The sequence below is a fragment of the Nitrospirota bacterium genome (assembly GCA_016214845.1).
Taxonomy (GTDB): Bacteria; Nitrospirota; Thermodesulfovibrionia; order UBA6902; family UBA6902; genus SURF-23.
The window spans coordinates 15,604-41,659 of the sequence record JACRMS010000020.1; the positions used below are offsets into that span (position 1 = coordinate 15,604).

Here is a 26,056-nt window from a genome sequence, read left to right on the forward strand (position 1 = left end):
CGGCAGGAAGACATGAAATCTTTAGACGGGGTTAAGCAGGCAGTTTCCTCAATCTTGCAAACCTGGTGAATAAGGTTTTATGCTCCGATTCCTTCTTGAAACCGGCATTCTCAAACATCCCGACAGTCCTCTCCATCTTTACTTTATTCACCTCGACTCCCGGTTCATAGATGGCAAGGATTCCGCCGGGTTTAATGGCCCTGCTGATATTTATTACAGCGCCATCCTGGTTTTTTATTTCGTGGAAACAGTAATACAGAAGGCACACGTCCGCAAACGAATCCCCAGCGCTGTGTGAGGCTATGTCGGCAGTAACAAGCTTAACCTTGCCGCCAAATTTCATTACCCTCTTGTTCAGTTTTTTTACCATGCCGGGCTGTAATTCAACAGAGACGACTTTTCGCGCGCGCCCGGCAATCGCCTCTGTCAGAAAACCGTTACCCGGCCCGATCTCAAGCACCACGGAATCCGCTCTGATCCCAGATTCATCAAGGACCTTTTTCCTGTCGGTAAAGGTCTTTCTGATGGGATTATAGAGTACAAATGACAGCCATGAAGGACAGACGTGACTCACAACAACTCTGCCGCGCGTTCTGCGAGGACGGACCGCGCGCTGTGCTTAAGGTTCAGATAGCAGAAGTTCTCTTCCTGTATGAACTTATTTATCAGGTGGGCCAGGCCGTTAGACGCGGCATCAAGAAAGGGGGAATCGATCTGCTCCAGGTCCCCGGTGAAAACAACCTTTGTCCCCTCCCCGCATCTCGTGATAATAGTCTTGACGTCAAGGGGCCTCAGGTTCTGCGCCTCGTCAATAATGAGAAAACGCCTCGGCAGGCTTCTGCCCCTGATGTAGGTAAGTGGTTCGATGTGGACGATCCCGGATTCAATCAGGTAGTCCGCGCTCCGGTAATCGCTTTCTTTGTCATCGCCGTGCTCGTTTGGCGTGCCGACAATGAAGTCCAGATTGTCGTATATCGGCTGCATCCACGGGTGGAGTTTTTCTGTCACGTCTCCGGGCAGAAAACCCAGATCATTGCCAAGCGGGACGATTGGCCTTGCCACCATGACCTGCTCGTATCTCCTTGAATACTCCGGCGAGCCTTTGTGTACGGGTTTTGTGCAGAAGTATAAACCGGCGGCGATAGCAAGCAGGGTTTTCCCTGTGCCCGCCCTTCCGGTAAGGGCTATCACGCTTATCTGGGGCGACAGGAGGGCATCGATCGCGCATTCCTGCTCTATATTTTTCGGCGAGATGTTCATGACAGAGCGCTGTCTCCTGATAAGCTCCATGTTGCTTTCGCCATAGACCCTGAATATTTTGTCCCCGGATTTCAGATACCGTACGGATTTAATGCCGTTTGTGACTTCCCCTCCATCGACGATACTCCCGTACCGCTGGAACACCGTGGTTTTGTCTTTCAGATAATCCTGTGTAACAAGTCCGAGCGCGTCAGCCTTGATCCTGACAGACGTGTCCTTTGACACGAGTATTACGGGGTGTGGCGCGTTATCGACGTTTGCAAGAGAGACGGCTGCGGAAATGATCCTGTTGTCGTTTGAAGGCCTGGTCAGATGCATGTTCTCTTCGATCATTACACGGAGCGAGCCGCCGTTTGGGGTTTTGACACCGGCTGACAAGTTGCCCTGCTCCCTGAAAGAATCTATCAGCCTCAACGCCTGCCGCGCAGAGTACGGGATTTCGCCGTTGCCTCTCTTTAATTTATCTAATTCCTCGATGACGGTTATCGGCAATATGATATCGTTGTCTGCAAATTGAAGGATGGCTTCCGGGTCGTGAATTAATACGTTTGTATCAAGGACAAAAGATTTTTTCATTCCTGTTTATTATAACGGATATTTATTTCTCCGGCTTAAGTTTTTTTGCATATTCACGTTGATTCCTGATATTATTTATTCAAAATTTTTCAGCGGGGGGAAGTTATGCTTGAAATTGACATACCTAATTTCGGCGCAGTAAGGCTCCAGCATCTTGTCACAGATTTCACCGGGACCCTATCATTCAACGGGACGCTTATCCCTGGCGTTAAAGAGCGCTTCCTCAAGATATCGGAATTCCTGGACATACATGTGCTGACATCCGATACGTTCGGCACCGCGTTGCTGGAATTAAAGGGACTCCCCTGTAAGGTGCATATACTTGAAGGAGAGTACCACGATCTCCAGAAAGAAGAATATGTTGAAAAGCTCGGCCCGTCTTCCGTGATCGCGTTCGGTAACGGCAACAATGATAGGAAAATGCTGCGGGTCGCAAGGATCGGGGTGGCAGTCACCGAAGGAGAAGGCTGCGCGGTTGATATACTGATGGCGGGGGACATACACGTCACAAGCATAACTTCAGGGCTTGATCTGCTTCTCAATCCAAAACGGATCAAGGCGACGCTGAGATACTGACAAGCTTACAATGATGCAAACATTGTTCAAAAATTTATTTAATCCGATAAATTTTTTAAAGCACACCGGGTTTGAAAAATCTTCAAGCATGTTTGCAAATTACAGATTAAATATATCTGTTGCAGGACCAAGGTATCGGTAAATAATTTTTTTCACAACATTTGCATCATTGTAAAAGTGTCTTTCGGAAGAAGGGGAGAGACGATGGATATATTCGAGTTCATTTTTCCAGTATCAGGGGTCAAGACCTCGATCTTCATCCCGCCGCTTGTTGCGCTTGTTGTCTCTTTTTTCACATCAATGGGAGGCGTGTCTGGCGCGTTCCTGCTCCTGCCTTTCCAGATGAGCGTTCTTAAATATACCAGCCCTTCTGTGAGCGCAACAAACTTTGTCTTCAACATTGTCGCCATTCCAAGCGGGGTGTACCGCTATTTAAAAGAAGGCCGCATGGCATGGCCACTGACCTGGATTGTTATTGTCGGGACCCTGCCGGGTGTGTTTATAGGTTACTATCTCCGGGTCCTTTATCTTCCTGATCCGCGGACGTTCAAGCTCTTTGTCGGGTGTGTATTGCTGTATATCGGGAGCCGTCTTTTTTATGAAGTGACCGGCAAGGCAGCGGCAGGGAAAAGCAAGAGCAAGGCGCTGGAAGATAAATTTAAACAGCGGGCGGAAGAAATTAAAAAACAGCAGAACGCGCGCCTCGCATCGGGGCTGCCGAAAGACGCGGTTGTCAAGACAATCTCTTTCACTCTCTCAAGAGTGGAATACGAATTCTGGGGGGAGAGGTTTTCATTCAGCACGCCGGCAATGTTTGTCCTTGCATTTTTCGTGGGCGTTATCGGCGGCACTTACGGGATCGGCGGCGGCGCGATCATCGCTCCTTTCTGCGTGGCGGTCTTTCATCTGCCTGTTTACACAGTTGCCGGGGCCGCGCTGATGGGGACCTTTTTAACGTCCATCGCCGGAGTGACCTTCTACAGCATCATGCCCGTAAGGGAAGGGCTTGCCACGTCGCCTGACTGGCTGCTGGGCTCTCTCTTCGGCGCGGGCGGTTTTGCAGGTGTGTACCTGGGCGCGAGGTTCCAGAAGTTTGTGCCTCAGAAATTTATAAAGATGATACTCGGGCTTGCGATCCTGTTTTTGGCGGTCAAATATATTGTTCAGTATTTTTAGTTTTAATCCACATTTCATCAACCTGCTTTGCACAGTAAAACCTCATTAAAATCAACGAGTTTTAAAATATGTATTTTCCTCTTGACTTATACTACATATTGTGGTTTAATTGCAGTGCACCTCTAAATAGAGGGTAAAATTAAGCTGGATAAATTTTGAAAAATCGTATTAAATAAATGGCCTTTTAATCAAAAAAAGGGAGGAATTATGGCGGAAATGGTCACGACACATCTTGAGTTAACACCGAGTGCATTAAAGGTCCTGGAAAAGAGATACCTCAGGAAAGACGAGGAAGGGCGGACCGTTGAAGCCCCGGAGGACATGTTCAGGAGAGTCGCAAAGACCGTTGCCTCTGTAGAACTGAACTACGCGAAATCCGAGGCCGAAGTCAAAACCATAGAAAATGAATTTTATAATCTGATGACGGCATCAAAATTCCTCCCAAACAGTCCGACTCTCATGAACGCGGGAAGACGGCTTGGACAGTTGTCCGCGTGTTTTGTGCTTCCGGTTGAAGACTCCATGGAATCCATTTTCGAGGCGGTAAAAAACGCGGCATTGATCCACAAATCAGGCGGCGGCACAGGCTTTTCATTCTCCAACCTCAGGCCCAAGGGCGACATCGTAGGCTCTACAAAGGGGATCTCTTCGGGGCCCCTTTCATTCATGACGGTCTTTGATTCAGCGACCGAGGCCATAAAACAGGGCGGCACAAGAAGGGGCGCGAACATGGGCATTCTCCGTGTGGACCATCCTGATATCCTCCAATTCGTTTCCGCCAAAGAAAACAATTCCAGGCTGAATAATTTCAATCTCTCAGTCGGCATAACGGACACCTTCATGAAGGCGCTCGAAAAAGATGAAGAGTACGATCTGATAAATCCCCACACCAAACAGCCCGTGCGCAGGCTCAAGGCAAGAGAGGTTTTCAACCTGATAGTACAGCACGCGTGGAAAAACGGTGAGCCGGGCGTTGTTTTTATAGACAGGATGAACCAGTATAATCCTACTCCCTCGGTCGGGCAGATCGAAAGCACCAATCCCTGCGGCGAGCAGCCCCTTCTGCCGTACGAGTCCTGCAATCTCGGCTCGATCAATCTTGCAAAACACATAAGGTATGACGCGTCCCGCGCCGCTGGTGTGGACTGGGACACCCTGAGGGAGACCGTGCACCGCTCCGTGCATTTCCTTGATAACGTCATTGTCATCAACAGATATCCGCTGAAGAAGATCGAAGAATCAACAAAGGCAAACCGTAAAATAGGGCTCGGTGTAATGGGCTGGGCTGACATGCTGATACAGCTTGGCATCCCCTACAATTCGGAAGACGCCTCAAAGCTCGCGACCGAGGTGATGAAATTCATACAGACCGAAAGCAAAAAGCAGTCGTCATTTCTGGCCGATGAAAGGGGGACCTTCCCTAATTTCGAGGTCAGCATTTACAGGGACAAAACCCCTTTAAGGAACGCCACTACAACAACCATCGCGCCAACCGGGACTCTCTCGATAATCGCGGGATGTTCAAGCGGCATTGAGCCGCTGTTTGCGGTAGCGTTTGTGCGCAACGTCCTTGAAGGCACAAAGCTCTATGAGGTCAACCCCATCTTTGAAAAGATCGCGAAAGAGCGCGGCTTCTGGAGCAGGGAGCTTATCGACAAGATCGCGGAAAAGGGAAGCCTTCAGGGGATCACTGAGGTTCCCGATGATGTGAAAAAGTTTTTTATCACGGCGCACGACATATCCCCGCTGGACCACATCAGGATGCAGGCGGCCTTTCAAAAACACGTTGACAACGCGGTCTCAAAGACCGTCAACTTTTCTCACAACGCGACCCCGAAAGAGGTGGAAGACGCGTATTTCCTTGCCTACGGCCTCGGCTGTAAAGGCGTCACTGTCTACAGGGACGGTTCAAGGGAAGAGCAGGTGCTCTCCACCGGAAAAACAGAGCAGGGAACAAAGGGTAAAGAACAAAAAGAACAGGTCGTGGACCATAAAATAACGCCGAAGAAAAGGCCCGAGGTCATCACGGGCACAACAAGGCTCATGAAGACCGGCTGCGGCAACCTGTATGTCACCATCAATGAAGATGAGGAGGGAAACCTCTTTGAGCTCTTCACTCAGATGGGCAAGGCAGGCGGATGCGCATCAAGCCAGGCAGAGGCGATCGGAAGGCTCGTGAGTCTCGCGCTCAGGAGCAACATAGAACCCGAAGAGCTTGTCAAAAATCTCAAAGGCATCAGCTGCCACAGCCCCGCGTGGGCCAACGGCGGGAAGATCTCATCCTGCTCCGACGCCATATCAAAGGCCATCGAAAGATACGCTGAACGCGGCGCCAAGAAAAACGGCAACGGCAACGGCTCGCATCACGAAGAGCATAAAGAGAGCAAAGAAAATATAATGCTCTGCGGCGCCTGCCCCGACTGCGGAGGGGCCGTAGAACACGAAGGCGGCTGCGCAGTGTGCAGAGACTGCGGGTTTACGAAATGTTCATGATGAGTTAACCTTTAGAGGCGAGGCGATGCCTCGCCTTTTTCTAAAATGTCAGAAAATATTTATAAAACGTCATACGAACATAAGAAGACATCAAACAGGAACATGGGAAACTATGTTCCTGTTTTTGTCTCCCCTCTATCAAGAGGGGACAAAGGGGTGTGTTTCCATCATCTGCTGACGACAGTACATCGTTTCAATTAAAATAAGATAATATGCAAAGCAAACTTTCCATAATCATCCTCCTCACCACCCTCCTCTTCTCCTGCGCCCCTTTCCCTCACAGGGAAAACAAGCCCCGTACAGGGGAAGATTATCTCACAGCCTCGTGGTACGGGCCGGATTTTCACGGGAAGCCGACTTCATCGGGCGAGAGATACGATATGTACGGGATGACGTGCGCGCACAAGACTTATGATTTCGGGACGAAACTGCGGGTCACAAATCCTGATACCGAGAAATATGTTGAGGTGGTCGTCAATGACAGGGGGCCGTTTATCTGGGGCAGGGACCTCGATCTCTCCTATGGTGCCGCAAAAGAGATCGGCCTCATGGGAAAAGGCGTCGGCGCTGTGAAGATAGAATATCTCGGAAGGGACATGCGTTACGCCAAGCGATTGCCCTTTGAACCTGTAGCGTCATCCGGCGGCCTGACCATCCAGGTGGGTTCATTCATTGAGCAGCCAAACGCCGACCGTCTTAAGAAGGGCCTCGAATTTAAATACAGCGATGTCTACATTACAACCGCCAATGTTAACGGGCAGAAATTCTTCAGGGTGAGAATGGGTGAATTCAGGGAATACAAGAACGCCTATTCCGTCGCGGCAAAACTTGCCGATGAAGGGTACAGCACGATTATAGTTGCGAATAACTAAGAATTAACCACTGAGAGCACTGAGGCACGGAGGAAAATAAAAACTGAATTAGCCACGGATTACCCGGATTCACACGGATTTATGTAGAAGTTTATTTTTTTAATCTGTGTTTATCTGTGAAATCTGTGGCTAATTCTCATGTCTGTGATTTTATAATGGACACTCGCGCAATACATAAGTTGTGGCCTCAATTGAAAAAGCAGGTGAGCGGGCTTGATGTGCCGTGGCTTGAGAACATGGTGCAGCAATCCTTCAGGGACAGGGACCCGTTTAAAGTCCTCATCTCCTGCATACTGAGCCTGCGCACACAGGACAGGACAACAGGCGCAGCCTCTGAAAGGCTTTTCAATCTTGCGCCTGACGTGAAGACAATGTCAAAGCTTCCAATGAAGACAATTGAGAAGGCGATCTATCCGGTCGGGTTTTATAAAGTAAAGGCGCAGAGGATAAAAGAACTGTGCAAGGCGCTGATCAAGAATTGCAATTCAAAAGTCCCTGATGATCTGGATGAGTTGATGAAGCTAAAAGGCGTCGGCAGAAAGACCGCGAACCTCGTCATCACCCTCGGCTATCAGAAACCTGGAATATGCGTTGATACCCATGTGCATAGAATTACAAACAGATGGGGCTATGTAAAAACAAAGACGCCTGAACAAACCGAATTCGCACTCCGGGAAAAAATCCCTCAGGAATACTGGCTCGAAATAAACGGCCTGCTCGTCGCATTCGGCCAGGGCATCTGCAGGCCGGTCTCTCCATTGTGCAGCAAATGCAGCATTGAAAAATATTGCGAAAAAGTTGGAGTGACAATCCATCGATAGAAAATGCAGGGGCGGGTTTAAAACCCGCCCCTGCCGCAGAATGGATGCTATACTTTATCTATGAAAAATCAGGAGGTCGCCAGGATCTTCAACGACATTGCTGATATTCTTGAGATCAAAGGTGACAACCCTTTCAGGATTCGCGCGTACAGGCGCGCGGCGCAGAACATTGACGGGCTTGCCAAAGACGTCACGGAAATATCCGCGGAAGAATTGCAAAAGATTCCGGGCATCGGGGCTGACCTTGCAAACAAGATTCATGAGTATGTCGGGACAGGTCATTTAACATTCTATGAAGAATTAAAAAAGGAAGTGCCCTCCGGCCTCGTTGACCTCCTCTCCGTTCCGGGTCTTGGCCCGAAGACTGCGAAGCTCCTCTTTGACAAGCTTCATGTTAAAGATGTGGACGACCTTGAGAAATACGCGAAGGAAGGAAAGCTGAAAGGCCTTCCCGGCATTCAGGCAAAGACAGAAGAGAACATCCTCAAAGGGATCGCGATGATCAAGCGGCACACTGGACGTTTCCCCCTGGGGCGAGTGCTGCCTGTTGCCGAAGGGATTGTGGAGAAGCTGAAGGGAAAACCTTTCATTAATAAATTGAGCATTGCAGGAAGCCTCAGGCGCTGGAAGGACACGATACATGACATTGACATACTTGCAACTTCAAAAGACCCTCATAAAGTGATGGACGTGTTCGTCCATCTGCCGCAGGTAAAGGAAGCGCTTATGAAGGGGCCGACGAAATCAAGCGTTATCACCGCTGAAGGAATTCAGGTGGACTTGAGGGTTGTGGAGGAAGACTCGTTCGGCGCGGCGTTAGCTTATTTTACCGGCAGCAAGGAGCATAACATAAGGCTCCGCGAGATGGCTGTGAAAAAGGGAATGAAGATAAATGAGTACGGCGTCTTCGATGTCAAGACGGACAAGAAATTAGGCGGAGAGCATGAGGAAGATGTCTATAAAATACTTGGTATGCCGTACATCCCGCCTGAAATACGTGAGGATACTGGAGAGATCGAAGCGGCCCTTACAGGCAATCTGCCGAAGCTTATCGAGTTGAAGGACATAAAAGGCGACCTCCATGTGCATACCACTGACAGTGACGGGAGCCACGACATAGAGGAACTTATTGAAGCCGCGAAGGCGAGGGGCTACGAATATCTTGCTGTAACAGACCATTCAAAAGGACTCGGCGTAGCCGGGGGATTGAGCATCGAGCAGGTGCTTGAGCAGAATAAAAAGATACAGGCTCTGAACAAAAAATTAAAAGGCTTCAAAATCCTTTCCGGCACGGAGATGGATATCAAAAGTGACGGGACACTGGACTATCCCGATGATGTTTTGAAGAAGCTTGATATTGTCATCGCCTCCATACATTCAGGGTTCAGGCAATCTAAGGAACAACTCACAAAGCGGCTTGTCTACGCCATGAAGAACCCGTACGTCAACATCATCGCCCATCCGACCGGAAGGATCATCGGAGAGCGCGAGGCATATGAAGTAGATATGGAAGAAGTTTTAAAGACAGCAAAAGAAACAGTCACAGCAATCGAGATAAACGCCTATCCGCTGAGACTCGACTTGAGTGACATGTATGTCAAGAAGGCAAAAGAAATGGGGATCGCGCTTTCGATCAATACAGACACCCACGTCACGTTCCAGTTTGACTTTATGACCTACGGCATAGGCACTGCGAGAAGGGGCTGGGCTGAGAAGAAGGATGTCTTGAATACGCTGGGGTATGAGGCGTTGATGAAGAGATTGAGAAAAAAGAAAAGTGCAAAAGCGCAATAGCGCAGAAGTGCAATAGAACAAAGGTGCGGGCGCGGGGTTGTGTTATAATCATGTTATAACATTTTGAGGAGGTGTTGATGCACAGGAAAATATGTTCAATAGGAAACAGCCGGGGGGTTTCCATCCCCGTTGACGTCCTTGAAAAGCTTGATCTGTCAGTCGGCTCGGATGTGGATGTAAAACTTGACGAGAACAAATCAAGGATAATAGTAGAGCCCGTCAGGAAAAAGAAATATCCTAAAGGTGTTGACAGGGAATTTGTTTCTCAGGTTAACGAATTTATAAAGAAGTATGAGCCTGCGCTCAAAGAGCTTGCAAAAAAGTGAAATGTCTTTCCGCGGAACAGGCGCTGTTTATTCACAGCAGGCTTATTGATGAAACAGGCGGCGCTCACGGCGTCAGGGATTTAGGTCTCCTTCAATCCGCCGTATCAAGACTACAGGCAACATTCGAAAGCAAAGACCTCTATCCCGATATCTTCCATAAAACTGCCGCGCTGATGGAATCACTCATAAAAAACCATCCCTTTATCGACGGCAATAAGAGGACCGCTATAACAGCTTCAGGTATTTTTTTGAGAATTAACGGTTACTCACTGGAAGCCTCGCAGAAGGAGCTTGAGCGATTCGTACTCAGAATGGCTACCGGGAAAATTTCCTTTGAAGCGGCTGTTAAGTGGTTCAAGATCAATTCCTTAAAACAATAATACCCGGCAAGAGCCATAGTACGAAAGACCAATAGCGCGCTTTGAAAAATTTACGTCGTTCTTCTTTTGTTATGCGCTGCGGTACTTATGCACTATTTCAGCTTTTGCTCTTCTGCAATATGGAAAATGTGGCATTGGATAGTGTTATGTCAGAGGGGGTGCTTCTGAACTCTCCTCCATCGAGTTTAATTCTTTGAGTTGCAAAAGTTTATACCAGAAAAACGGTGCCACTGGAGTACGAAAATGCCTGCATGCAATCAAGTCGATTGCTGAAATTCCTGCCTTACCCGCCGTTGACGAAGCGATGACATTGTGGCGTTCTGATTTAAGAATGCCTTCCATCCGAGCGCGAAACTCTCTTGCATCATCTGGCAAAACAATCGGGGCTTCAGACTCTCCGCAATGATGATAAGCAGTCCAATAATAAAGATGTTTGAAAAAGTCTTGATTTGTTGGATGCCATAGCTGAAGACATATCTCAGCGTAGTCCTTTTTTGAATTTTTCGTCAGCACATCATAGAGATCGTGCCGTTCTAAAATTACAGACCATCCTGCAATCGTCGGTAGCAGCCAAGATGTGCTCATAAGACGAGTAGCAATCTCATCATCTCCGAAAACAGTTGCTTTGACCAAATCATCTGTTGAATCGGTACAGATTGGGAAATCTCGCTTGCGCTTAAAAGTGTAGTCAACGCGCTTGACTAGTTCAGCAAGCCAATTTTGAGCTTGAGAGATATTTCCTGTAAGAACCAACAGGAGCATTCCAAGCACAATGTCTACTATCTGGATATCAAGTCGAGGAGAGCCTGAAACAGGATTGTCTTTAAGCAATGCTGTCAGCCCGTCGGCAACAATAGCTGCGTTATTAAGCTCGGTCTTCCGGGTCTCCTCATCTCCTGCAGCGGCTAAAATTCGACAGAGTCCAATTGATGCAAGCAGACCAATTTGCTCAAAAACTACCAGAGAAAATTCAGCGTTTTCCCGGCAGTATCCGGATAACCCATCTTGCACATATAGATGCCCTTGAAGTTTCTCAAAGTACCGGTGAGCGACCGCATTATAGCTTTGAAATAGATCACTAAATTCCTGGTAATAACGACGTCTGTCGTTTTCTTCTTCTTGCTGTATTCGATGCCAGGACCAAAGCAAGGCGCGTTCTGAGGCTACAAGCGCCTGCTTCAAGTTGCCCTCTTCCTCTGACCATCGTGAAAAAACCTGTGCAGAAAGATTAATAACTCGTAAAGCTTTTACTATATATTGCGATCCGTTGCCGGTGTCCACCCGCTCACCTTCATCCGTCAATCTTAACTGCCGATGGAACAATCGATATAAGTCCTTCTGGTCATAATCGAGTTCGCCCGCTAAGGCGAGGGCTTTCCTAAGATGCGCTCTATCTTCCGTGTTGAAAATATTTTCATTCAGCATGTGTTGCTCAATGAGTGATGCAATCATGTCGCCACCCCAAAAGCTGAAAAGAGCCCGCATAGAGTGTTCCTTTGCGTAGTTATCCCAGTTGATCTGAGTATCTTGCTTTAAGTCACCTGTCGTAGCAAGGACGATTCTTTTCCTAATTGACTCGTGGGCGGGTTCAATATGCGTTTTCAAGTAAACATCAATAACTTCGTTCAAGCTCTGTCGAACAGACTGTGGGCCTGAATCCCACTCGCTACGGCCTATATCCCCACGCTTGATTACCAATAACAGCAATTCCTGAATGCCATCTTCAGGCGCAAGACCTACTGCTGCCAAATCAACACCGAATTGACGAATTCCGGTTTGCGGTTTTGAAATTGGAACGTAACCCATCACCATCAGAAGGTCTGGGAGAAGCTTATCAAATTCGTCCCGTTCCTTGAGACTTCGCAGGTACTGTGCAAGAATCAATTTCATGATTCACCTCTTTTCGCAAGCCGAAACAATAGCCGACTTATTTCATACCCCACCGTATCGATTGCATGTCGTCTGGGTACCGCAACTTGATGTGAGAACGACTGGAGATAACTAGTGTCAGTATAGCCTCCGTCGTGAAAACTGAACGACCCGATTCCAGCTTTTATTGGTATATGAGTTACAAGCTGATGAAAGATGGATTGCTTTTGAGATTCCTCTGCCATTGTGTTCATCTGCTTTGCACGTGCTTTTGCAAATTGACGCTGGAGGCTGGGTGGAGGTCTTAATTCTGAAAGACGCGGCAATGCTTCAAGTTTTCTAATACGGCTTTCGATAGCTTCAATTATACTTGAGTAAAAAGCAATCAATTCACTCTCTTCTGTTAGCTTTTTTGCTGCCTCAAGTGCTTCGACTGTCGACTCCGGGAAGTCTTGTCCTATCTCTTCAACGAATAAGGAACGAACAATTCCGAATGTGCGATGCTCTGCATCTTTAGTTTTGAGAAAAGACATCGTGAGCGATAGAAGGTGATTCTCAGAGTAAACATACCCAAGCGTACGTCTTGCCAAAAACAGCAGATCGCTTAGCTCCGAGAGATCGAGCCGCGAACTGCTGTACTCTGGGTTTTTTAGTCCATGCACCCCTAAATAAGACAGTAATCCGGCAGCAGCGGAGGCAAGTCGTCTACTGTCTGAAAGAAACCAGTCAGTAATTATCTGAGAAAGCAATGCCGGGTGTTTGATCAGTTTAGATGTTGTCGAGTCAAACAACTTTGTCATCGACTTATCTTTCGGCGAGTTATCTGCGTTAGCTTGGACCCAATCAGTTAAGCAAGAGATAACAAACTGCTGCTGCGATTCGTCACTGATCAACTGATAAAGAACAGAATCGAAATTATCAATACCACCTTTTGTCTCCGGTAACAGTTTACATAGCAATCGAACCCATTTGTTGAAGCTATCCGTCCCTTTCATCCCATTTGTATTCATCATCAACATACCAGCAATTGCGGCAAGAACATCTTGATCACCAGACTCTCCAAGCTTAGTCAGGGTGTCATCAAATGCACCTATGACTGGAACGGCATGGGCTGCAACGGTTATAGCGGCATGACGAACTCGCTCAACGGGATTCGACATATTCATGATGACGATAGCTGATACTGCTGGAATTGCATCTGCTGTGATTATTGTCAACGCAAGCAGTCGCCCAAGAGTCCACAAGGCGGCACTCTTAAGAATTATGTTTGCGGCTTGCGTGTCTTCGAGTGCGAGTTTGACAGCTTCATTGGGTAATGATTTAGCAAGCGCCGAGAATACGACTGTATATAGGCCAGCCGTTGCTTCTGATATTTCAGATCTGAGGCGGACATGGATTGATTTACAGGTATCGGGCTGAACAACCAAAACCTTTTCAATGTTATTGAAAAACATACCAGCGGCAAGATCATTCTTGGTTTGTTCGTGTTGTGCAGAGCAGAGCGTAAAAATCCCGTCTACGGGTAAATTACTTATATAAGGCAGCGCAGCCTCTACTACATGAAGAACATCAAATACCTGCATTGATTCATTTTCAATTGCGCTTGCAGCAATGGAAAATATATCTTCTGATTCATTGACAAAAGAGAGCAGGCCGCCTGATGCACTATCAGCCATGCCAATCTCGCATCGCCAAAGGTCATATGCTGTCCCAATCCACTTTTGAGCATCATCTGAGAATGCCTGCCGATTCTTCTGGAATACATACGCGGCAACGCAACGGTTCCGTGCCTCTATCGAGGGAAAGCGAAGAGTGTTACCATCGATGACGAAATCATCTGTTTCCTTGTGTGATGATTTCAGATTTTCCGCATCTTCAACAGGTAGGTCGCAGATCAATTCCTCAGATTGTTTCATGTGAAGGTCAAACGCGCATTCACCGACTATTATCATTGACTGATCTTTATCCTCCATACCTCACCCCCTGCTCCCTCACAATCATCTCCTTCTCCCTCTCAATCTCTTCTATGAGTTGCCGTTCGCTGGGCAGATAGAGTTTATATCTTGAAGCGAAGAGCTGTTTGTTTTCCTTGCCTCATATCTCCGCTTCAGGGACCGCAACCTCTTCCCCGCACCCCGGACAGCGATAACGCCCTTTCCGCTCATCAACTGCTGAAAATCTCATTCCTGTGTCAACACCCGGTGTTGCTCGATTACTGACGATCAGAAATCCCTCGAAAGTTACGTCTTCCTCAATATCGCAGCGAGGGCATGAGAGCAGCTCTCTGTCTTCACAAAACAATCCCATCTGTCTTTGCTGTTTTTTAATTGCCTGTATTTGTCTGGTCAGGGCGCGAATTTCTGATGACAACATACTTCCCCTTTTACGCTATCTTCAACTCTTTCCGGATATGCTCGGCGACCCACTGACGCACCAGGGTTTGATACGGGATACCTTTTTGCGTAGCGACTTTTTTTATTGAGACAAGATACATCGGGTCGATCTTGATAGTTACGTTCCGCAGTTTTCTCTTCCGCTTTCGCGTTATGATGTCTCGTTTGAGTGCCTCGTCGAGGCTGACCGCAACGTCCTCTTCGATGATCTCGCCCAGGACGCCCCGTTTGTCGTAATATTCTTCGTCCGTTATTTTCTTTTTTGCCGCTCTGACTTTCATAAGTTTATCTCCTTCCGGGCATTACCTCCGATTGTATTACTTTGATTTATCTATGTCAAAGGTTTCAGAGTCGTGAACGGCAACTACTTCTTTGTTATTTTAAACATGCTACAATAATTCTGAATCTTTACAAAGAGGAATTACCTTGTTAGCTCAGCGTAAAAACTCCGGCACTTTTAAACTGACCTCGGACTTCAAGCCCACGGGTGATCAGCCGAAAGCGATTGAGATGCTTAATGAAGGCATCCTGAAAAACCACAAGCACCAGGTGCTGTTAGGCGTCACGGGGTCCGGCAAGACATTTACGGTTGCTAACGTCATTGAGAATGTGAACAAACCGACTCTCGTCATCGCCCACAACAAGACCCTTGCTGCGCAGCTTTATGGCGAATTCAAGTCCTTCTTCCCTGAAAACGCGGTGGAATATTTTGTGAGCTTCTACGACTACTATCAGCCTGAAGCCTACCTGCCATCCACCGACACGTATATTGAAAAAGACTCCATGATAAACGAGGACATTGACAGGCTGAGGCACGCGGCGACACGCTCCGTGCTGGAGAGAAACGACACTATTGTTGTCGCCTCGGTCTCGTGCATTTACGGCATCGGCTCGCCTGAGGATTATATGGGGATGCATCTTTTAATTGAGGAGGGGATGCGCACCGAGAGGGACGCGTTTTTGAGAAAGCTTGTGGACATGCTTTATGACCGCAGCGAGGATTTCAAACGCGGGACATTCAGGGTGCGGGGAGATGTTGTCGAGATATTTCCGTCGTTCTCCGGCGACAACGCGCTGAGGGTGGAATTCTTCGGCGACGACATTGACGGTTTGCATGAGTTTGATTCCCTCTCGGGCAGGGCCATCAGGCGTCTTGAAAAGATCGCACTCTACCCGAACAGCCACTGGATAACGCCAAGGCCGAGAATTGAGCGTGCCATGAAAGAGATCAACAAAGAACTTGATGAACGGCTCACTTTTTTTCTCAGGCAGGACAAACACCTTGAGGCAAAGAGGCTTGAGCAGAAGACGCGCTTTGACATGGAGATGCTCAAGGAATTCGGATACTGCCACGGGATTGAAAATTATTCGCGTCACTTAAGCGGAAGGGCCCCGGGGGAGCCGCCGTTCTGCCTCATTGATTATTTCCCGGAAGACTTTCTCCTCATCATTGACGAATCTCACGCGACAGTCCCGCAGATCGGCGGGATGTACGAAGGCGACAGGTCGAGGAAACAGACGCTTATTGATTACGGCTTCCGCCTGCCGTCTGCGCTTGATAATCGCCCGCTCAGGTTCAACGAATTTGAGCACAGGGTGAAGCAGGCGATCTACGTGTCTGCGACACCGGCTGAATATGAGATCAAAAAATCAAACCTCAGGATAGCGGAGCAGATCGTCAGGCCCACAGGTTTGATGGACCCCGTCATTGAAGTGCGTCCCGTTGCCGGGCAGATCGATGATCTACTCGGTGAGATCAGAACGAGGGCCGAAAGAGGAGAAAGGGTCCTTGTGACCACGCTGACAAAGAAAATGGCCGAGGACATCACTGAGTATTATTCTGAATTGAATTTGAAGGCCCGTTATCTGCATTCGGACATTGACACCCTTGAGAGGGTGGAGATACTCAGAGACCTGAGGCTTGGAAAATTTGACGTGCTCATCGGGGTAAACTTACTGAGGGAAGGACTGGACATCCCGGAGGTATCGCTTGTCGCGATATTCGACGCTGACAAGGAAGGGTTTCTCCGTTCCACACGCTCACTGATCCAGACAATGGGCAGGGCAGCGAGAAACATTAACGGCATGGTCATATTCTACGCTGATAGAATTACAGGCTCGATGAAAAATGCCATGGACGAAACCAACAGACGGCGAAAGATCCAGGAGGCCTACAACAAAAAGCACAACATAACGCCGACGTCTATCAAGAAGGAGATAACGAACATCCTCAGTTCAATCTACGAAGCGGACTACTGGACCGTGCCTGTTGTGGCGGAGGAAAAGGTTGAATACGGCGATGAAGCAGCGATCAAAAAGCTTGAAGATGAAATGAAGCAGGCCGCGGCGAAACTCGATTTCGAAAAAGCCGCGGAGCTGAGAGACCGGATAAAGGCGATCAAGAACAAACTGATCGAACTGGGGATAAAGGCGTGAGTCGCTGGTAACAGCCAGTAATTATTTTGAAACCTATCATCATTAAATCCAACATCTTTTTAATGACAACAGAAATTCCTGTAAGGTATAATCTTCTCACATGAAACGCCTTGTCATAAAAATCGGCAGTAACATCCTCGCCTCTGCGGAGCGGGGGTTGAATATTGAGCGGCTTCACGCGCTGGCAAAAGATATTTCTGAAGTAGTGGACGCCGGGCATAAAGTTGTGATCGTCTCCTCCGGCGCGGTTGCGGCGGGACTTAAGAAACTCGGGCTGAAGGAAAAACCCAGGGACATCAAACTCAAACAGGCCGCCGCCGCAATCGGTCAGTCCAGCCTGATGTGGGCGTATGAACAGAACTTCGCCGGATTTCAGAAAAAGGTCGCGCAGGTGCTTTTGACGAGAGACGATATCGAAAACCGCCAGAGGTATATCAACGCGAAAAACACCTTATTCACCCTGCTGAGTTACGATGTGATCCCAGTTATCAACGAAAATGATCCCGTAGCAGTTGATGAGATAAAGTTCGGGGACAATGACATGCTTGCCGCGCTTGTTGCAAGTCTTGTAGAAGCGGACATGCTGATCATCCTGTCGGATGTCGATGGGCTTTATTCAAAGAACCCCGCGCACAAGGACGCGGAGCTCATCGGGTGTGTTAATGAGATCACATCCGGCATTGAAAAGATCGCGGGCGGCGCCGGCAGCGCCGTCGGTACCGGGGGGATGTATTCAAAAGTACTTGCCGCGAAACAGGCGAACAGCCACGGCATTCCCGTGGTGATAATGAACGGGAAAAAGGGCGGGCTTATCACGCGTCTTATTAACGGTGAGAAGGCCGGGACATATTTTCAGCCCAAGGCGCAGCGCATCTCTTCAAAGAAAGGCTGGATCATATACGGGGTGAAATCAAAAGGCGTTATCCATCTTGATGACGGAGCGGTGAACGCGCTGACCACGCAGGGCAAGAGCCTTCTGCCTTCCGGCATTATAAAAATAGAAGGCGACTTTGAGGTCGGCGATTACGTGAGGTGCGTTAATCAAGAGGGAAAGAAAGTCGCCAAAGGGCTGACCAACTATTCCTCAAAAGACCTCGAACGTATCAAAGGTAAAAAAACCTCCGAGATCGAGAAAGTCCTGGGATATAAATACTCCGACGAGGTTGTGCATAGAAACAACCTCGTTTTAGTTTAACGACAAAGCTACTCTGAAGCGGCCCCGTTAATGCAGTAGTAAATATTCCGGTTAAAATATTTTTTCTGCACATCACAGACGCCGCAGTTACATCCCTGCTTATCCGGCTTTGCAGCGCTCTTTCCCCTGGCGCAGAACAGCGCCTCTCCGCCTCCGGGATAAGTCAGGCACGAGCCGCAATATTTCATGCAGATATCTGCGTTCTCCTGGTTATCTTCTATTTTTGGCATGATATCCTCCTTAAATTTTCTTTTGCTTTAAAAGCGATGCCGCTCCTTCGTCTAACAGAAAACAAAGTTTTCCTTTTTCGGGTCTAACCATAGCTGCAGGAAGTGAAATATTTCCGCCTTCAATTACATCCTTAACAATTTTCGCCTTGCTGCTGCCGCTGACAAAAAACATGATATTTTCTGAATTATTGATCAAAGGAAAAGTTATCGTGATCCTTTCGTATAAGACAGCCTGCGATTGCGGGACCGGGATTGCCAGCCGCTTTGTTTCCTGAAGCGCGGTCGAATCAGGGAAAAGAGAGGCGGTATGTCCGTCTTCACCGATGCCGAGTAATACCAGGTCAAACCCCGGCAGCTTCACGTGCCATTTTTTAAAAAAGGCATTTAACTCTTCTTCATATTTTCTGGCTACATCCTCCGGAGATGTGTCCGAGGTCAAAATCGGATGGATATTTTTTGGAAGTATGGGAATGTGCCGCAGGAGCGTCCGGTTGATCATGCGATGATTATTCCAGTCGTTTTCATAAGGGACAAAACGCTCATCGACCATGAATATGTGCGTCATGCCCCAAGGAAGGGTTTTATTCCAGGATAGTTTCTGATACAGGACCGCAGGGCTCTTGCCTCCAGACAGGGCAGCGGTAAAATATCCTCTTTCCTGAATTGCCGCTTGAGAGATCTCTTTCCATTTTTCGATGACGAATTCAGCCATTTCGTCATCGTCCTTGAAGATGAGGACTTCCCTTACCATATCCTCCATTGCCTGCCTTCGCTTCTGAGCAGGTCATCGGCCTTTTCAGGCCCCCATGACCCTGCTGAATAGTTGGGAAGCTCAGGCGCGGGGGTCTCTTCCCATCTTTTTATTATCGGGTCCACTACGGCCCACATCGCCTCAACGCCGTCCTGACGGGCAAAAAGGGTCTGGTCCCCCTTCATACAGTCGATCAGCAGGCGCTCATAAGGCAGGGGGAAATGGACATTGCCCTGAAAATCACGTTCATAATTGAAGTCCATACTGACCGGATAAAGCTGGTTGCCGATGCCGGGATGCTTGACGCCGAAATTCAGGGTTATATTTTCATGGGGCTGGACCCCGAGCACAAGGACGTTGGGCTCGGATATTTCACATACGGCGCTGAAAAGTTTCAGGGGCGGCTGTTTGAAATGTATGCTGATCTCGGTTATGCGTTTTTTTAAACGTTTCCCGGTCCGAAGGTAAAAAGGGACCCCCGCCCACCGCCAGTTGTCTATGTGAAATTTGCCAGCAAAGTACGTCGGTGTGTTTGAATCACGCGCAACATCTTTTTCTTCGCGATAGCCCGGGACCTCTTGCCCGTCTATCACCCCGGCCCCGTACTGGCCGCGTACGGTGAACCTGTCTATGTATTCATTGTCCATCTGGCGGACAGTCCGGTACACCTTTGCCTTCTCATCGCGGATATAATCCGCCTCAAAACCTATCGGAGGCTCCATCGCGACCAGCGACAGGATCTGCATCATGTGGTTTTGCACGATGTCCCTGATGACGCCTGCCTTCTCGTAAAACCGCGCCCTGTTCTCAATGCCGATTGCCTCGGACACTGTGATCTGCACGTGGTCGATGTAGCGCCTGTTCCAGAGCGGCTCAAAGATGCTGTTGGCAAAGCGGAAGAACATTATGTTCTGCACCGTCTCCTTGCCGAGATAGTGGTCAATGCGGTAGATCTGGCCCTCGTCAAAGGCCCTGCCGATGGTCCTGTTCAGCTCGATGGCGGAGGCCCTGTCGCTGCCGAAAGGCTTCTCAACAATGAGCCGCGTGCTGAACACGCCTTTGCAGAGCTTGCAGACTGAAAGCCTGTCAATTATCCCCGGCATGGACTGCTGGGGCACGGCCATGTAATAAATTATTTCTCTTGTGCCTTTGTCCGTAGTCTTTGTTATTTCTTCAAGCCGCAGGGAAAGTCTCCTGTAACTGTCTTCATCCTCAAAGCCCCCGGAGAGGTAAAAGATATGCCTGCTGAAATTTTCCCAGCATCCCCAGTCGATGGCTTCTTCGCTGTATTCTTCGATGGCCTTTCTGACGAACTCGCGGTATTCATCGTCAGAGCGGGGGCTGGACGCGAACCCGATTACCGAGAACTCTTCCGGCAGGTGCTGGTCTTTGCAAAGGTGATACAATGTCGGCAGGAGCTTCCTCCTGCTCAGGTCCCCTGTGCCGCCGAATATCACCATCGTGAAGGACTGGATATTTACCTTCTCAGGCAATATCTCACAGAAAAACGCGTTTGAGAAACCGGTTTTTTCAGCCGTCAAGACAGTCTCCCGGACTTAATAAACCTGTCCGCATTTATTTACCCGTGACCTTGCCTGTAAAGATATAATCATTGTCCTGCACAGTGCTGTGACATTTTATGCAGTCTTCAACCTTCCCCTCTGCGAGGATGTTGAACTGAGGATCAAACTTTGCCCAGAACCAGTCGCCGCCTTCAGGATTGTAATCCTTCGCCTTATACATAACCGTGATTGCCATCAATTGCTTGTTTGCATCATAGTTTTCTTTTACGATTATGGACTTGCCGGCCATGCCCTTTCCCTTTTTGATTGAATCAAGCGCAGCGTCATTTACATACGTTGTTAAAAGCGCCCCGTGAGGTTCTTTACCCTGATACATCTCTCCTTTGCCGGGCCATTTCTTCCATTTCTTGTACGGCTTGTGGGTTGTAATGTGATAGCGCACGTCTCCGCCTGCAGGCCAGGGCGTATGCTTCATGATTGCCTCATAAGGAATTGCCGCGATACCTTTCTCAGGATGCATGGCATAGGCAGCAGACACCACAGCCACGGCAAATAATAATACCGATAGAATCAGCATCTTCTTTCTCATTTCTTTTCTCCTTTCAGTCTTAAAAAGGTTAGCATGGACAGGTTACTATTAGTAAATACTGCCCGGGTTCTTTTCTTAAATAAAATATAGCACATCTTTTTTGCGTCCGCATTATTTTTATGAAATATAGTGTCCATATCTTGAGCGGCCGTGATGCGTGGCATATCCTGAAAAATGTCACTGAGGGGTGTATATCGTTACAACAGGTTCGAAGCTGAATATCTCCATCGCAGAGTCAAACACCTTGGCCTTTTTATGGCCCTTTATTTTCTCCTCAATATTCCCCGGCAGCCTCTGCACGGTCCCGTTGGATATAACGACTACAGGTGAATGCAACCCCTCTTTAATTCCCCCCTTGCTAAGGGGGGACACAGGGAGGTCTTCATAATACCGCGGATTCCTGTACTCCCACGTAAATCTGAGCGCGGATTCTTTTATCTGTTCAAAAGGCAAAGTAAAGCTCGCGTCGTAATTATATTTGATGTCTTTATCTGTGAACATATCAAGCATAGGTACCGTGACCGCGATATTGACGATTGTATCTGTCGCGGGGATTGTGAAGGCCTCTATCCGATCAGCCTCAATTGAGTTTAAAAACTCCCCAGCGTCTTTTATGTTTACCAGATTCATCTTTTGCAGAAACGGCAGGTAGGCCGCGATTGCCACGGTAAGCGAAGCAGCAACTACGCAATAGACAGTAAACCTTCTGAGCTCAGCGGTTTTGATTTTCTGTAGACCATATGAAGCCATCAGCGTCAACATCGGAAAGGCCACCATTACATATCGCGCCCTCCTTATTTGCAGAAGTATGATAAGGAACAACAGCCAGCCGACAATGATAAACTTTAAATCCCTTTTCCGTATGGCCTCAAAGACGGAATACACTGCCGCAAGTGTAATGAACGGATGGACCTGAAATAGGAAGGTCGAGACAAAGCTCTCCCCCCACCTTCTTAATCCCGGGGCCTGATATTCCCGGAGGAATTTTATCTGTGCAAATATGACATCGTATTTGATCCAGACCATAATGGCAATGAGTAATCCTGCAATGAAGAAGACCGTGATACCGCGACAGATAACCCCACCCAACCTCCCCTTATCTAAGGGGAGGAGCAAGGAGGGGTTATCTTCTGTGCTCTGTCTTCTGTCTTCTGTCTTCTGTTTTCTGTCTTCTCTGCTCTGCACAAGGAATATCACAGGCAACACCGAAAGCATCACCCACGTCGAATACTTGGAGAAGACAGCGCAGAATATGGCAATGGATGAGACTGTGACCCATATCCCGCCTTTGCTCAGGGCGTTAATGAACGTAAAGATCGAGAGCATGAGAAAAAACATTGTGGGCACATCAACGAGCATAAGAGGAACCTGCGGGAAAAAATAAGGGATTCCAAGAAGAAGTAATCCCGCAAGAAACCCCGTCTCCTCATCCCAGAGTTTTTTCCCGGTGAGACAAGTAAGCACAACGGTCATCGAGAATAAAAAAGTCGTGAAGGCCTCAATGTATATTCTCGCTTCCCCAAAGATTCTGAAGATCAGCCCGTAGAAAAAGGACATGAGCGGCAGGTCCGTCCACGCGTTGATCTCCCTGCCCCATTCACTGATGAAATACTTTATCCCGTACAGTTCAAGATGCTTGGCCTGGGTGAAATACCTCGAAGCATCCACTAAAAGCTCCGGCTCGCCCCAAAAAACCGCGCTCACTGCAAACGAAAGAAGAAAGAGGAGTCCTCCTTTGTAAAAGGGGGATGCAGGGTGATTTCCAGATGATAACCGTGACAGGAAATACGCAGCCGCTATCCCGCAGATCAGGACAACAGCAAACCGGACCAAATCAGCATCTGCAAAAGCCCACTGCCAGCTTGTCAGCCTGTTGTCGTCAAAGGCGCGGCAGGCGTATTGAACAAAAAATGTTGAGAATGTCAGAAGCGCTATGAGGATGGAGGCGAATATATTTTTGCGAGATTGTTTGCCGGGAAACATTTCTGAGTATATTACATGAAAGGCCCGGTTCTGTCATTCAATGCTTGGTGCGGTGGAACTGCAAGCGCTGCTGTTTATGAACGAATTTATATAGTGCCAGTGTATAATTGTCATTCCGGCAGTTCTTAAGCCGGAATCCAGTTTTTTTAAAGTCCTGGATGCCCGATTAAAGACCCCCGATTACGAAATTCGAGGGCAGGCTTCGGGCATGACAAAAAAATAAATGGCAATTTATGGACAGACTCTAAACAACTGCCGGCACCCTACCACGAGATCACTCTGTCATGAGAGAATATCTCATCAACAATTTTTTCATAGGAGACTTTTTTTTTGGAAAGCTCGATAACTTTCACTTCATGGGCCTTTGACTGGGCATCTATGATCTTCTTCGATAACCCCGTCGGCTTATCGTTTATGATATGGAGGACCTTCATAGCACGATCACCCTGTCGGCCTCGTGGTTCATCATGGCATTGTTATACTGGCTTCCGCAGACCATCTCCCCGCAGGCCCCGGTTTTCGGCACATTAAGCTTCTGGGTGGAGTAATCGCAATAGCTCATGCTGACTCCAGGCAGCTTGCACAGCGCGGCTATTTCCTTCTTTGAAAGAAGCTTAACCCCGTCATCCATGAAAAAGACAATGACCTCATGCCCTTTTGATTGCGAAGCCTTTGTTAAGCCGATCAGGTCCTTTGCGTGCCTGTCTGTATTAACGAAAATGCCGAGTTTCATGTCAGTAAATATTATACACGAAAAAAAAGCCCGGATGATCTGTCAACCATCCGGGCTTCATTGTAAATTCCTATTTCTCTACAGGATACTTCTCATTATTGCCCCACTCCATCCAGGAGCCTATGTAAATTTTGACATCCGGATAACGTAAGACCTCTTTGAGGACAATATACGTGTCAGCAGCACGCGGACCGCCTTCGCAGTAGGTGATCACTTCTTTATCAGGTGTGACTCCCGCTGCCTCATAAGCGGCTTTAAGGTCAGCAACTGATTGATAAACTCCGCCTTCACCACGGTTTGTCGGATAAAAATTCAGATTGACCGCCCCGGGAATGTGGCCTTTACCTTTTATATATGGAATGTCCTTTTCCCCTGTATATTCATCTTCAGCGCGGGTGTCTACAACAACAACTTTGGGGTTCTTGAGATTTGCCAATATGTAATCCGCATTTGCCATCATGGACTTGTCGCCTTCACCTGCCACGTAAGTAGCCGGGGAAATTTTTACTGGGTCAGCTGATGTCTTGCGGCCCTCTTTCTCCCATTTGTCTAGAGAACCGTTCAGTATAGTCACATATTTATGGCCGAAATATTTCATCAGCCAGTATGCGCCGGAAATAAAAGGGTTCGCGGCAGGTGTGCTGTATAAAACCACATGCGTGTCATTTCTGCTTATGCCGAGTTTGCCCATCAAGGCTTCGAATTTTGCCTTGTCAGGGGCGCCGTTATTATTCATGGCAGCCATAAGATCGCCCATCGGGAGATAAGCGGAGTCTGCGATGTGTTTGCCTTCATATTTCTTCACATCATCATCTCCGACAAAACCTACGTACACCAATTTGGCCTTCTCAATGTTATCTCCCAGCCACTGGGTCGAACCAAGCGGGTCCGCAAATGCATTCTGGTTCACGCTGACAAGCGCTGTCAGAAGCATCAGTGCGATAAAACCAAACACGATTTTTTTGCGTAAAAACATACTTCCTCCTTTTGAATGAAAGTTATTTTTGATGATAGCGGAAAATAATCCTCCATATTAAATAATACGTGCTTGTTTTATGTCAAGTGTTCTAATAACAGTTTAAAAAGAAATTATGCCATCTTTCTCACCATCTTGTTTTTAGTTTAAGTTAATATATCAATTAATGGAGAAAACCTGTTATACCGTCACAGCGGGATCGAAACCGGAAAGAATCGATACATATGTTTCCCTGAAAAGCGGCCTCACGCGTTCGAATGTTCAAAGGCTCATTGCAGAAGGTCATGTCCTGGTCAATTCATCTTCGGCAAAAGCAGGCCATAAAGTTAAAGTAGGCGACCGGATCGAGTGGACGTTGCCGGCCGCGCTGGAAGGTTTACTCATTCCGGAAGACATACCATTAGACGTCATCTACGAAGACGAATATATGATAGTCATAAACAAACCTCCCGGCATGGTAATGTATCCCGGCCTGGGCCATGACAGCGGCACACTCATGAATGCCGTGGCCTCAATAACAGGGAAACTCTCCTCGGTCGGGGCCCCTTTGCGGCCGGGCGTTGTACACCGCCTGGACCAGGACACCTCAGGGCTGATAGTAATAGCCAAAGACGACACAGCCCATCATGATCTTGTAAAACAATTCAGGGAGCGCGAAGTTGAAAAGCATTACCTGACCCTCCTGTATGGAAATTTAAAAGCTGACAGCGGTGAAATAAAGACCCTTATCGGCAGGTCCGCGTCAAGCAGAAAGAAGATGTCGGCAAAACCCAGAAGCGGCAAGGAGGCTGTTACCCGATACGAAGTGGTTAAAAGATTTAAATTCGCCACGCTGACAAAGGTCAGGATCATCACCGGTAGGACCCACCAGATCAGGGTCCATTTCGCGTCAATTGGGTTCCCTGTGTTAGGCGATAAAACTTACGGCAAGAAAACCGCGATCACGTTCGCGCAAAAAACTATCAGCTTTCCCCGCCAGATGCTTCACGCATACAGTTTAAAACTCAAACACCCTGTCAGCGGAGAGGTCATGGAATTCACCGCCCCCATGCCGGAAGATATAAAAAAGGCGATGGAGGAGTTTGAGGGATAGGCCCAGTAAGA

Annotated in this window: 25 protein-coding genes; 11 read left to right on the top strand and 14 right to left on the bottom strand. The window is 48.0% G+C overall.

The annotated features are described in order from the left end of the window. Positions 1–31: 31 nt before the first annotated feature. Positions 32–574 (bottom strand): class I SAM-dependent methyltransferase, encoded by a 543-nt coding sequence (locus HZB61_05970; GenBank protein MBI5056142.1) that lies wholly within the window; start codon positions 572–574, stop codon positions 32–34. After that, positions 571–1,836 (bottom strand): PhoH family protein, encoded by a 1,266-nt coding sequence (locus tag HZB61_05975; protein MBI5056143.1) that lies wholly within the window; start codon positions 1,834–1,836, stop codon positions 571–573. Before HZB61_05975 ends, HZB61_05970 begins: the two co-directional genes overlap by 4 nt. A 105-nt stretch (positions 1,837–1,941) precedes the next feature. On the opposite strand from HZB61_05975, the gene HZB61_05980 reads away from it, so the two are divergent. From HZB61_05980 to HZB61_06015, 8 genes are all read left to right on the top strand, one after another. Further along, entirely contained in the window at positions 1,942–2,412 is a 471-nt protein-coding gene (locus tag HZB61_05980) for an HAD hydrolase family protein (protein MBI5056144.1), read from the top strand. Between the two features lie 204 nt (positions 2,413–2,616). Next, entirely contained in the window at positions 2,617–3,588 is a 972-nt protein-coding gene (locus tag HZB61_05985) for a sulfite exporter TauE/SafE family protein (GenBank protein MBI5056145.1), read from the top strand. Positions 3,589–3,795: 207 nt separating this feature from the next. Next, positions 3,796–6,081: a vitamin B12-dependent ribonucleotide reductase gene (locus tag HZB61_05990; GenBank protein MBI5056146.1), complete on the top strand. Its 2,286-nt coding sequence runs from the start codon at positions 3,796–3,798 to the stop codon at positions 6,079–6,081. Positions 6,082–6,293: 212 nt separating this feature from the next. Then, positions 6,294–6,953, top strand: coding sequence for a septal ring lytic transglycosylase RlpA family protein (locus HZB61_05995; protein ID MBI5056147.1), 660 nt, complete (start codon positions 6,294–6,296; stop codon positions 6,951–6,953). Between the two features lie 155 nt (positions 6,954–7,108). Further along, positions 7,109–7,774: an endonuclease III gene (locus HZB61_06000; GenBank protein MBI5056148.1), complete on the top strand. Its 666-nt coding sequence runs from the start codon at positions 7,109–7,111 to the stop codon at positions 7,772–7,774. Positions 7,775–7,834: 60 nt separating this feature from the next. Continuing rightward, on the top strand, positions 7,835–9,568 hold the full coding sequence (gene polX, locus HZB61_06005; GenBank protein MBI5056149.1) for a DNA polymerase/3'-5' exonuclease PolX: 1,734 nt from the start codon (positions 7,835–7,837) through the stop codon (positions 9,566–9,568). 77 nt (positions 9,569–9,645) lie between these two features. Beyond that, positions 9,646–9,894 carry an AbrB/MazE/SpoVT family DNA-binding domain-containing protein gene (locus HZB61_06010; protein MBI5056150.1) on the top strand — a complete coding sequence of 83 codons (249 nt, stop codon included), beginning with the start codon at positions 9,646–9,648 and terminating at the stop codon, positions 9,892–9,894. Next, positions 9,891–10,274 carry a type II toxin-antitoxin system death-on-curing family toxin gene (locus HZB61_06015; GenBank protein ID MBI5056151.1) on the top strand — a complete coding sequence of 128 codons (384 nt, stop codon included), beginning with the start codon at positions 9,891–9,893 and terminating at the stop codon, positions 10,272–10,274. Before HZB61_06010 ends, HZB61_06015 begins: the two co-directional genes overlap by 4 nt. Positions 10,275–10,418: 144 nt before the next feature. Here HZB61_06015 and HZB61_06020 read toward each other — a convergent pair whose 3' ends face one another. The 4 genes from HZB61_06020 to HZB61_06035 form a co-directional block, all read right to left on the bottom strand. Continuing rightward, complete coding sequence (locus HZB61_06020; protein ID MBI5056152.1) at positions 10,419–12,164, bottom strand: hypothetical protein; 1,746 nt, start codon at positions 12,162–12,164, stop codon at positions 10,419–10,421. Further along, entirely contained in the window at positions 12,161–14,116 is a 1,956-nt protein-coding gene (locus HZB61_06025) for a hypothetical protein (protein MBI5056153.1), read from the bottom strand. Before HZB61_06025 ends, HZB61_06020 begins: the two co-directional genes overlap by 4 nt. Positions 14,117–14,237: 121 nt before the next feature. Then, a complete protein-coding gene (locus HZB61_06030) occupies positions 14,238–14,516 on the bottom strand; it encodes a hypothetical protein (GenBank protein ID MBI5056154.1) in 279 nt (92 codons plus the stop codon). A 10-nt stretch (positions 14,517–14,526) separates the two neighbouring features. Continuing rightward, a complete protein-coding gene (locus HZB61_06035; GenBank protein MBI5056155.1) occupies positions 14,527–14,817 on the bottom strand; it encodes a hypothetical protein in 291 nt (96 codons plus the stop codon). A gap of 145 nt (positions 14,818–14,962) precedes the next feature. Here HZB61_06035 and uvrB point away from each other — a divergent pair, with 145 nt between their 5' ends. Both uvrB and proB read left to right on the top strand, forming a co-directional pair. Beyond that, on the top strand, positions 14,963–16,972 hold the full coding sequence (gene uvrB, locus HZB61_06040; GenBank protein MBI5056156.1) for an excinuclease ABC subunit UvrB: 2,010 nt from the start codon (positions 14,963–14,965) through the stop codon (positions 16,970–16,972). Positions 16,973–17,072: 100 nt separating this feature from the next. Beyond that, positions 17,073–18,167, top strand: a complete 1,095-nt coding sequence (gene proB / locus HZB61_06045) for a glutamate 5-kinase (protein MBI5056157.1) — start codon at positions 17,073–17,075, stop codon at positions 18,165–18,167. An 8-nt stretch (positions 18,168–18,175) separates the two neighbouring features. Here the strand turns inward: proB and HZB61_06050 are convergent, their stop codons facing one another. The 8 genes from HZB61_06050 to HZB61_06085 all read right to left on the bottom strand — a co-directional run bounded on the left by HZB61_06050 (position 18,176) and on the right by HZB61_06085 (position 24,952). Then, positions 18,176–18,397, bottom strand: a complete 222-nt coding sequence (locus HZB61_06050) for a DUF2769 domain-containing protein (protein ID MBI5056158.1) — start codon at positions 18,395–18,397, stop codon at positions 18,176–18,178. Between the two features lie 10 nt (positions 18,398–18,407). Next, positions 18,408–19,148, bottom strand: coding sequence for a 6-phosphogluconolactonase (gene pgl / locus HZB61_06055; protein ID MBI5056159.1), 741 nt, complete (start codon positions 19,146–19,148; stop codon positions 18,408–18,410). Continuing rightward, positions 19,142–20,608 carry a glucose-6-phosphate dehydrogenase gene (gene zwf, locus HZB61_06060; GenBank protein ID MBI5056160.1) on the bottom strand — a complete coding sequence of 489 codons (1,467 nt, stop codon included), beginning with the start codon at positions 20,606–20,608 and terminating at the stop codon, positions 19,142–19,144. The genes pgl and zwf overlap by 7 nt, the downstream gene beginning before the upstream one ends. Before the next feature lie 115 nt (positions 20,609–20,723). After that, on the bottom strand, positions 20,724–21,191 hold the full coding sequence (locus HZB61_06065) for a cytochrome P460 family protein (protein ID MBI5056161.1): 468 nt from the start codon (positions 21,189–21,191) through the stop codon (positions 20,724–20,726). A 246-nt stretch (positions 21,192–21,437) separates the two neighbouring features. Next, the gene (locus HZB61_06070; GenBank protein ID MBI5056162.1) at positions 21,438–23,243 is read right to left on the bottom strand and encodes a glycosyltransferase family 39 protein; all 1,806 of its coding nucleotides are present in this window, start codon (positions 23,241–23,243) and stop codon (positions 21,438–21,440) included. Between the two features lie 263 nt (positions 23,244–23,506). Then, on the bottom strand, positions 23,507–23,677 hold the full coding sequence (locus HZB61_06075; GenBank protein ID MBI5056163.1) for a hypothetical protein: 171 nt from the start codon (positions 23,675–23,677) through the stop codon (positions 23,507–23,509). Continuing rightward, the gene (locus tag HZB61_06080; GenBank protein MBI5056164.1) at positions 23,674–23,976 is read right to left on the bottom strand and encodes a DsrE family protein; all 303 of its coding nucleotides are present in this window, start codon (positions 23,974–23,976) and stop codon (positions 23,674–23,676) included. Before HZB61_06080 ends, HZB61_06075 begins: the two co-directional genes overlap by 4 nt. Positions 23,977–24,046: 70 nt before the next feature. Then, positions 24,047–24,952: a sulfurtransferase gene (locus tag HZB61_06085; protein MBI5056165.1), complete on the bottom strand. Its 906-nt coding sequence runs from the start codon at positions 24,950–24,952 to the stop codon at positions 24,047–24,049. A gap of 166 nt (positions 24,953–25,118) precedes the next feature. On the opposite strand from HZB61_06085, the gene HZB61_06090 reads away from it, so the two are divergent. Next, positions 25,119–26,045 (top strand): RluA family pseudouridine synthase, encoded by a 927-nt coding sequence (locus HZB61_06090; GenBank protein ID MBI5056166.1) that lies wholly within the window; start codon positions 25,119–25,121, stop codon positions 26,043–26,045. The last annotated feature ends 11 nt before the right edge of the window (positions 26,046–26,056 follow it).